This is a genomic window from Marilutibacter maris (assembly GCF_006546735.2).
GTDB lineage: Bacteria > Pseudomonadota > Gammaproteobacteria > Xanthomonadales > Xanthomonadaceae > Marilutibacter > Marilutibacter maris.
Genome location: NZ_VICD02000247.1, coordinates 1 through 7,512 on the forward strand (window position 1 = coordinate 1; position 7,512 = coordinate 7,512).

The following is a 7,512-nucleotide window of genomic DNA, read 5'->3' on the forward strand; positions in this document are numbered from 1 at the left end:
CCGGCGTCGGGCCGGAACTGTGCGTCCGCCTCGCCCAGCGCCCGCGCGACTATCGACTGACCGCCTTCGCCGACGCCCGCAGCCTGCGGGAGGCGGCCGCGCGACTGGAACTGCCGCTGACTCTGACCGCCCCCGGCGAAGGTCCGGCGACCCCGGGCGAGCTGGCGATCGTCGAGGTTCCCAATGCGGTGCCGGCCACGCCCGGCGCCCCCGACGCCCGCAACGCTGCGGCGGTGATCGGCGCACTGGAGCGCGCCGCCGCCAGTTGCCTGGCCGGCGACCACGACGGCCTGGTCACCGGGCCGGTGCACAAGGCGGTGATCAACGAGGGCGGCATCGCCTACACCGGCACCACCGAGCTGCTGGCCGCGCTAGCCGGCTGCGAAGTGGTGATGATGCTGGCCAACGACATCGTCCGGGTCGCGCTGGCGACCACCCATCTGCCGCTGCGCGAGGTTCCCGATGCGATCACCGCGGACGCGCTCGAACGCAGCCTGCGGATCGTCCACCGCGCCCTCCACGACGACTTCGGCCTGGCCGACCCGGTCGTCGCCGTGCTCGGCCTCAATCCGCACGCCGGCGAATCCGGCCATCTCGGCGCCGAGGAAATCGAGGTGATCGAACCGCTGCTGGCGGCCCTGCGCGAGGAGGGCATGCGACTGATCGGTCCGCTGCCGGCCGATACCGCATTCCTGCCCGGCAAGCTGCGTGGCTACGACGCGGTGCTGGCGATGTACCACGATCAGGGCCTGCCGGTGCTCAAGTACAGCGGCTTCGAGCAGGCGGTCAACATCACCCTCGGCCTGCCCTACCCGCGCGTCGCGGTCGACCACGGCACCGCGCTCGACCTCGCCGGCAGCGGCCGCGCCGACCCTTCCAGCCTGTTCGCCGCTGCCGATGCCTGCGCGCGGATCGCCCGTCGCCGCACGATGCCGCACGCGCCCCTGCCCCGAGTCCCGAACCGATGAGCCGACGCCACTCCACCGATCCCGCAAGGGCGCCATCGAAGGGCTTTTCCGCCGAGGCCAAGAAGTCGCTCGGCCAGCACTTCCTGCACGAGCGCGGGATCATCGATCGCATCGTCAGGGCGGTGAATCCGAAGCCGGACGACCGCCTGGTCGAGATCGGCCCCGGCCAGGGCGCGATCACCTTTCCGCTGCTCGACGCGCACGGCCGGCTGACCGTGATCGAGTTCGACCGCGACCTGATCTTTCCGTTGACCGAGGCCGCGCGCGAGCACGGCACCCTGCGGGTGATCCACCGCAACGTGCTGGAGGTCGACTTCACCGCACTGGCCGGCGAGGAGGGCCCGCTGCGCCTGGTCGGCAACCTGCCCTACAACCTGTCCTCTCCGATCCTGTTCCACGCCCTGGAGCACGCCGCGGTGATCCGCGACATGACCTTCATGCTGCAGAAGGAGGTGGTCGACCGCATGGCCGCCGGCCCCGGCAGCAAGACCTACGGTCGGCTCAGCGTGATGCTGCAGGCCTACTGCGAGGTGACACCGTTGTTCAACGTCCCTCCCGGGGCGTTCCGTCCGCCGCCGAAAGTCGATTCGGCGGTGGTGCGGCTGCTGCCACGCGCCCCCGAGACGATCGGGATCGACGACCCTGCCCGGTTCGCGGCGGTCGTGCGCGACGCCTTCGGCCAGCGCCGCAAGACCCTGCGCAACGCGCTTTCGCAGCAATGCGACAGCGAACGGATAGAGGCCGCCGGCATCCGTCCGGACCTGCGCGCCGAACAGCTCGAGGTCGCCGACTTCGTGCGTCTCGCCAACGCCCTGGCCTCCTGATTCCCACCGCCCGCAAGACCCGCCCGCCCGGCCCGTGCCGGGTACACTGTCCGCATGAATCGCCCCGCCGAATACGCCCTCGACATCGAAGTCGCGACCCGCTATCTGGACGACCAGTCCGAGCCCGAACAGGATCGCTACGTCTTCGCCTACACCATCCACATCCGCAATCGCGGCACGGTGCCCGCGCGCCTGCTTGCCCGGCACTGGGTCATCACCGATGCCAACGGCAAGGTCCAGGAGGTCGAGGGCGACGGCGTGGTCGGCGAGCAGCCCTGGCTGCGTCCCGGCGAGGACTTCGAATACACCTCCGGTGCGATGCTGGAAACCGATCTGGGCACGATGCAGGGCCACTACCGCATGCTCGCCGACGACGGCACCCAGTTCGACGCGCCGATTCCGCCCTTTACCCTGACCGTGCCGCGCACGCTGCACTGACCGGGGCCATGTTGCGATGAGTATCTGGGCCATCGGCGACCTGCAGGGCTGCTACGACGCGACCCAGCGGCTGCTGGAGAAGATCGCCTTCGACCCCGCCCGCGACCGTCTGTGGTTCTGCGGCGACCTGGTCAACCGCGGCGGACAGTCGCTGGAAACCCTGCGGCTGGTCCACTCCCTGCGCGAACACGCCGTCGTCGTGCTCGGCAACCACGACCTGTCGTTGCTGGCGATCGGCCAGCGCAGCGAGGAGGAGCAACGCAAGGTCAACCCCGACCTGCAGAGGATCGTGCTGGCCGAGGACCGCGACGCCCTGCTCGGGTGGCTGCGCATGCAGAAGCTCTGCCACGTCGACCGCGAGCTGGGCTGGATGATGGTGCACGCGGGGCTTGCGCCGAAGTGGACGGTTTCGATGGCCGAGCGCCACGCCCGCGAAGTCGAGCACAAGCTGCACGGCGACCAGTACGGCCGGCTGCTGAGGTCGATGTACGGCGACGGCCCGGCCTGGAACCCGCGCCTGGCCGGCAACGACCGGCTGCGCGCGATCATCAATGTGATGACCCGCCTGCGCTACTGCACGCCGCGCGGACGGATCTCGTTCGAGGACAAGGGCGTCCCGGGCACCCAGCAGGCCGGTCTCTATCCCTGGTACGAGGTGCCGGGTCGCGCCGAGCGCGATCTCAGGATCGTCTGCGGACACTGGTCGACGCTGGGCCTGTTCATCGGCTATGGCGTGCACGCGATCGACACCGGTGCGGTCTGGGGCGGCAAGCTGACCGCGCTGCAGCTCGACTGCGAAGGCCTGAACCTGGTCCAGGTGCCCGGCCGCGACCAGCCTGCGGCCCCGCCCAGGCAGCGGCACAAGTCCAAGCCGCGCAACGGCCAGCGGCGCTGAGCGGGTGCCCGCGCGCGGCTCCGGTCGGCACGCGGCACCCCGGCGATGGGTGTGGCCGGCCATCGGCGCGATGATCACGCTCGCCGCACTGCTGATCGCGATCCGGCTGCCGCCATTCGGCGCGGCACCGGTCGACCCGGTGCCCGAGGTCGCACCCGCGACGGCCACCGTCGGCGAAGCCCGCCAACCGCCCGCCAGCGACCCGGCGCGTTCCGAAGCCCAGGCCCCGCCCAGGGTGCGGGCCGCGCGGGCGCGGATCGGTCGCACCCGTCTCTACGATCCCGCCTATGTCGCCCTCGACTACCCCGGTGGCGATGTCGCCGAGGACCGGGGCGTCTGCAGCGACGTCGTCGTGCGGGCCTTGCGCGCCGAGGGCCTGGACCTGCAACAGGCGGTCCACGAGGACATGCGCGCGCACTTCGACGCCTATCCGCAACGCTGGGGGCTGCGGCGCCCGGACCGCAACATCGACCACCGTCGGGTGCCCAACCTGGAGCGCTGGTTCGAACGCCAGGGCTGGTTGCTGCCGCTGCGGGCGCGTGCCGGGGACTATCGGCCCGGCGACCTGGTCAGCTGGCGCCTGCCCGGAAGCGGCCTGCCGCACATCGGCATCGTTTCGGACCGGCGCGGCAGCGACGGCGTGCCGCTGATCATCCACAACGTCGGCCACGGCACCCGCGAGGAAAACGTGCTGTTCGCGTATACCTTGAACGGCCACTATCGTCCGCCGCCGCATTGACGCCGGACGCCAGGGTCAGCGCGCTCGGAACCGAATGCTCAGCCCCGCACGCTCAGATCCGTACGTAGTCGACGAACTCGAAGGCGTGCGCATGCCGCGCATCGGCCGGGTGCGCCTCGCGCGCCAGCACCCGCCACGCCAGCGGATCGAACCGCGGGAAGAACGCATCGCCCCCCTCGACCGCCGCATCCACGTGGGTCAGGCACATCCGCTCCGCCATCGGCAGGCACAACGCATAGACCTCGCCGCCGCCGATCACGCACAGCGCGTCGGCGCCATCGGCCTCGGCCAGGCGACGCGCCTCCTCGACGCTGGCGACCGCCTGCATACCCTCGAACGGCACCCGGCCGCCGCGGGTCAGCACCAGGTTGCGTCGTCCCGGCAGCGCACGTCCGAGCGACTCGGCGGTCTTGCGTCCCATCAACAATGGCTTGCCCAGGGTCAGCGCCTTGAACCGCTTCAGGTCGGCCGGCAACCGCCACGGCAACTCGTTGCCGCGTCCGATGGCGCGGTTACGGTCGAGCGCGGCGATCAGGCTGATCTGCATCGGGATACAGTTCCGTATAGATCGACAGGGCGTGCTCGCGGCTCGAAACCGCCAACCAGACCACCAGCAGGTAGAGCGCCACGAACCCCACCGCTTCCAGTGGCGGAATGTCGTCCAGCGCCGCCAGCAGGGAGGAAGCCTCGTCGCCTGGGGTGGTCAACGCTCTGAACACGGCGCCCATCGGCGCGAGCAGGATAGTAGCCACGAGACCGATGGCGAGACAGTTCGACAACGTGAACAGCGAATCGGCAAATTTCTCGCGCGACTTCATCGAATGTTTCCTGTAGGACATGGTGTCTTGCTCCGGGCCGGGGTATGCGACGACTGTCCTCCAGCGCGATCTCATTGGCTGCGACGGCTCAGACCGCGACCGGCGCCTTGATCGCCGGATGCGGGTCGTAGCCCTCGATCGCGATGTCGTCGTAGTCGAACCCGAAGATGTCGCGGACCCGCGGGTTCAAGGCCAGCCGAGGCAGCGCGCGCGGCGCGCGCGCGAGCTGTTCGCGGGCCTGCTCGAAGTGGTTCGAGTACAGGTGCGCATCCCCGAGCGTGTGCACGAAATCGCCGACCTCCAGCTCGCAGACCTGCGCGACCATGTGGGTCAGCAGCGCGTAGCTGGCGATGTTGAACGGCACGCCGAGGAAGATGTCGCCGCTGCGCTGGTAGAGCTGGCAGCTGAGCCTGCCGTCGACCACGTAGAACTGGAACATCGTGTGGCACGGCATCAGCGCCATCCGCGGCAGGTCGGCGACGTTCCAGGCACTGACGATCAGCCGGCGCGAATCGGGATTGCGCTTGATCTCCTCGACCACCCAGCGGATCTGGTCGATGCCGCCCTCCTTGTCGCCGCCCCAGTGCCGCCACTGGTGGCCGTAGACCGGACCGAGTTCGCCGTCGGCATCCGCCCATTCGTCCCAGATCGAGACCTTGTTGTCCTTCAGGTAGGCGATGTTGGTGTCGCCGCGCAGGAACCACAGCAGCTCATGGACGATCGAGCGCAGGTGCAGCTTCTTGGTCGTGACCAGCGGAAAGCCCTGCGACAGGTCGAAACGCATCTGCCAGCCGAACACGCTGCGGGTACCGGTGCCGGTGCGGTCGCCCTTGTCGGTGCCGTGTTCGAGGACGTGACGCAGCAGGTCGAGATAGGCGCGCATCGGAACTACTCCTTGGTCGTCGGCAGGACCGGCTGCAGGGTCGGCGAGCGTCGCGACAGCCACAGCCAGAACAGGCCGAGCGCGATCAGCGGGGTGCTGAGCACCTGCCCCATCGTCAGCCAGTCGAAGGCCAGGTATCCCAGTTGCACGTCCGGCACGCGCACGAATTCGACCAGGAAGCGGAAGCAGCCGTACAGCAGCGCGAACATGCCGGCCACCGCGTAGCGCGGCCGCGGCCGGCGCGAGAACCACCACAGCAGCAGGAACATCGCCAGCCCTTCCAGACTGGCCTGGTAGAGCTGCGAGGGATGGCGGGCGAAAGCGTCGAGGGCGCCGTTCGCGTGCAGCGCGCGCAGCTGCTCCAGCGGCAGGTTGGCGTACTGCTCCGGCAGTGCGTGCGGGAACACCACGCCCCAGTCGGCGCCGGTCGGCTTGCCCCAGAGCTCGCCGCCGATGTAGTTGCCCAGCCGTCCGAACCCCAGGCCCGGCGGTACCAGCGGGGCGACGAAATCCATCACGTCGAAGAAATGCAGGCCGTTGCGGCGCGCCCACCACAGCGCCGCCGCCATCACCCCGACCAGGCCGCCGTGGAAGCTCATCCCGCCTTCCCAGATGCGGAACAACATCAACGGGTCGTGGAGGAGCTCGGAGAATCCGTAGAAGAACACATAGCCCAGGCGCCCACCCAGCACCACGCCGATCATCGCGTAGAACAGCAGGTCGCTGAAGCCCTGCTCATCGACCCCCGGCAGGCGGCCGGCGCGGATGCGCAGGCGTCCGAGCCACCACGCGGTCAGGAAGCCGAGCAGGTACATGATGCCGTACCAGTGGACCTTGAGCGGACCCAGCCCGAAGGCGATCGGATCGATCTGGTGCAGGACGATCATGCGGACGGCGGACTCCGGTCGGCGGCGGGGCCCCTATTGTGCCCGACCGTGGACGTGGATCGGGAACACCCGCCCGCGCGCCGTTCACGCGGGAGCGCCGCGACGGCGCCTACAGCAGGTGCGGGTCGTCCGGCAGCTCGTTGACATCGGCATCGCCCTCCGCGCGCGGGAAATGCCGGGCGACCAGTTCCGACAACGCCTCGATGCCGGCCACCACCGCCGCCTCGTGCTCGCCGGCCTTCAGCCGGGTCTCGATCAGCTGGCAGACACCGCGCCACTGCGCATCGCTGACCCGGCCGTCGAAACCGCGGTCGGCGACGATCTCGATGCGATGGTCGGCCAGCAGCAGGTACAGCAGGACCCCGTTGTTGGCCTCGGTGTCCCAGACCCGCAGCCGTGCGAACACGTCGGCGGCGCGGTCGCGGGCGTCGACACCGCGCCAGACCATCGCCGCCGGCAGCCCGGCCTCGACCGCGAAACAGACCTCGCCGCGGTGGCGGCGCTCGCCGTCGACGATCGCCCGGGTGATCCGCTGCAGGGCGTCGGCCGGGAACCGACGCCGCGAGGACGGCGCGAACAGGTGACGGAGCAGGCGTTGCAGACGGACCATGGTTCACCAGCTCCCGGAGGCGCCACCGCCTCCGCTCATGCCGCCGCCACCGGACCAACCGCCGCCGGAACCGCCCGAAGAGCCGCCGCCCCAGCTTCCACCGCCGCCACCGAAGCCGCCCCAACCGCTGTCGCGGGCAAACCGGCCGCCGCGACCACCGCCCCTGGGGAGCAGCCCGATGAAGAAGCCGATCAGGCCGCCAATCGCGCCGATCAGCAGCATCGAGGAGAACATCCAGGCCGCCAGGCCGGACAGTCCGCCGCCGATCACCCCGCGCGCCAGCCCCGGCAGGCGACCGAACAGGCCGCGCGCGAACTGGGCCACGAACAGCGAGACAAACAAGGCGATCGCCCAGTAGTCGTTGTCGCCGTCGCTGTCCGCGCGCGGCCGGGCGTCCGCCATCGGCGCCGGCAGCGGCTCGCCGTCGATCAGGCCGGCCAGTGCGGCGCT

10 protein-coding genes and 1 pseudogene are annotated in these 7,512 nt (G+C 70.1%); 5 read left to right on the forward strand and 6 right to left on the reverse strand.

All coding sequences use genetic code 11. From position 1 onward, the window contains the following. The 5 genes from pdxA to FKV24_RS14455 all read left to right on the forward strand — a co-directional run. Positions 1 to 968: 4-hydroxythreonine-4-phosphate dehydrogenase PdxA (pdxA, locus tag FKV24_RS14435; RefSeq protein ID WP_249041033.1), on the forward strand; the 968-nt coding region annotated here is incomplete at its 5' end. Next, positions 965 to 1,792, forward strand: a complete 828-nt coding sequence (rsmA, locus tag FKV24_RS14440; protein WP_141482882.1) for a 16S rRNA (adenine(1518)-N(6)/adenine(1519)-N(6))-dimethyltransferase RsmA — start codon at positions 965 to 967, stop codon at positions 1,790 to 1,792. The genes pdxA and rsmA, both read left to right, overlap by 4 nt. A 54-nt stretch (positions 1,793 to 1,846) precedes the next feature. Continuing rightward, positions 1,847 to 2,230, forward strand: coding sequence for a Co2+/Mg2+ efflux protein ApaG (apaG, locus tag FKV24_RS14445; RefSeq protein WP_111267178.1), 384 nt, complete (start codon positions 1,847 to 1,849; stop codon positions 2,228 to 2,230). A 16-nt stretch (positions 2,231 to 2,246) separates the two neighbouring features. After that, positions 2,247 to 3,125 carry a symmetrical bis(5'-nucleosyl)-tetraphosphatase gene (locus FKV24_RS14450; RefSeq protein ID WP_141482883.1) on the forward strand — a complete coding sequence of 293 codons (879 nt, stop codon included), beginning with the start codon at positions 2,247 to 2,249 and terminating at the stop codon, positions 3,123 to 3,125. A 70-nt stretch (positions 3,126 to 3,195) separates the two neighbouring features. Then, a complete protein-coding gene (locus tag FKV24_RS14455) occupies positions 3,196 to 3,864 on the forward strand; it encodes a DUF1287 domain-containing protein (RefSeq protein ID WP_141482884.1) in 669 nt (222 codons plus the stop codon). A 52-nt stretch (positions 3,865 to 3,916) separates the two neighbouring features. On the opposite strand, the gene FKV24_RS14460 is transcribed toward FKV24_RS14455, so the two are convergent. The 6 genes and pseudogenes from FKV24_RS14460 to FKV24_RS19610 form a co-directional block, all read right to left on the reverse strand. Next, positions 3,917 to 4,411, reverse strand: coding sequence for a dihydrofolate reductase (locus tag FKV24_RS14460; RefSeq protein ID WP_141482885.1), 495 nt, complete (start codon positions 4,409 to 4,411; stop codon positions 3,917 to 3,919). Further along, complete coding sequence (locus FKV24_RS14465; protein ID WP_141482886.1) at positions 4,377 to 4,682, reverse strand: hypothetical protein; 306 nt, start codon at positions 4,680 to 4,682, stop codon at positions 4,377 to 4,379. The genes FKV24_RS14460 and FKV24_RS14465 overlap by 35 nt, the downstream gene beginning before the upstream one ends. Positions 4,683 to 4,770: 88 nt before the next feature. Continuing rightward, positions 4,771 to 5,565 (reverse strand): thymidylate synthase, encoded by a 795-nt coding sequence (locus FKV24_RS14470; RefSeq protein WP_141482887.1) that lies wholly within the window; start codon positions 5,563 to 5,565, stop codon positions 4,771 to 4,773. Between the two features lie 5 nt (positions 5,566 to 5,570). Further along, complete coding sequence (gene lgt, locus FKV24_RS14475; RefSeq protein WP_141482888.1) at positions 5,571 to 6,452, reverse strand: prolipoprotein diacylglyceryl transferase; 882 nt, start codon at positions 6,450 to 6,452, stop codon at positions 5,571 to 5,573. A 109-nt stretch (positions 6,453 to 6,561) separates the two neighbouring features. Beyond that, positions 6,562 to 7,062, reverse strand: coding sequence for a TPM domain-containing protein (locus tag FKV24_RS14480; protein ID WP_141482889.1), 501 nt, complete (start codon positions 7,060 to 7,062; stop codon positions 6,562 to 6,564). A 3-nt stretch (positions 7,063 to 7,065) separates the two neighbouring features. Beyond that, positions 7,066 to 7,512, reverse strand: a pseudogene (locus tag FKV24_RS19610) (TPM domain-containing protein); the annotation flags it as partial.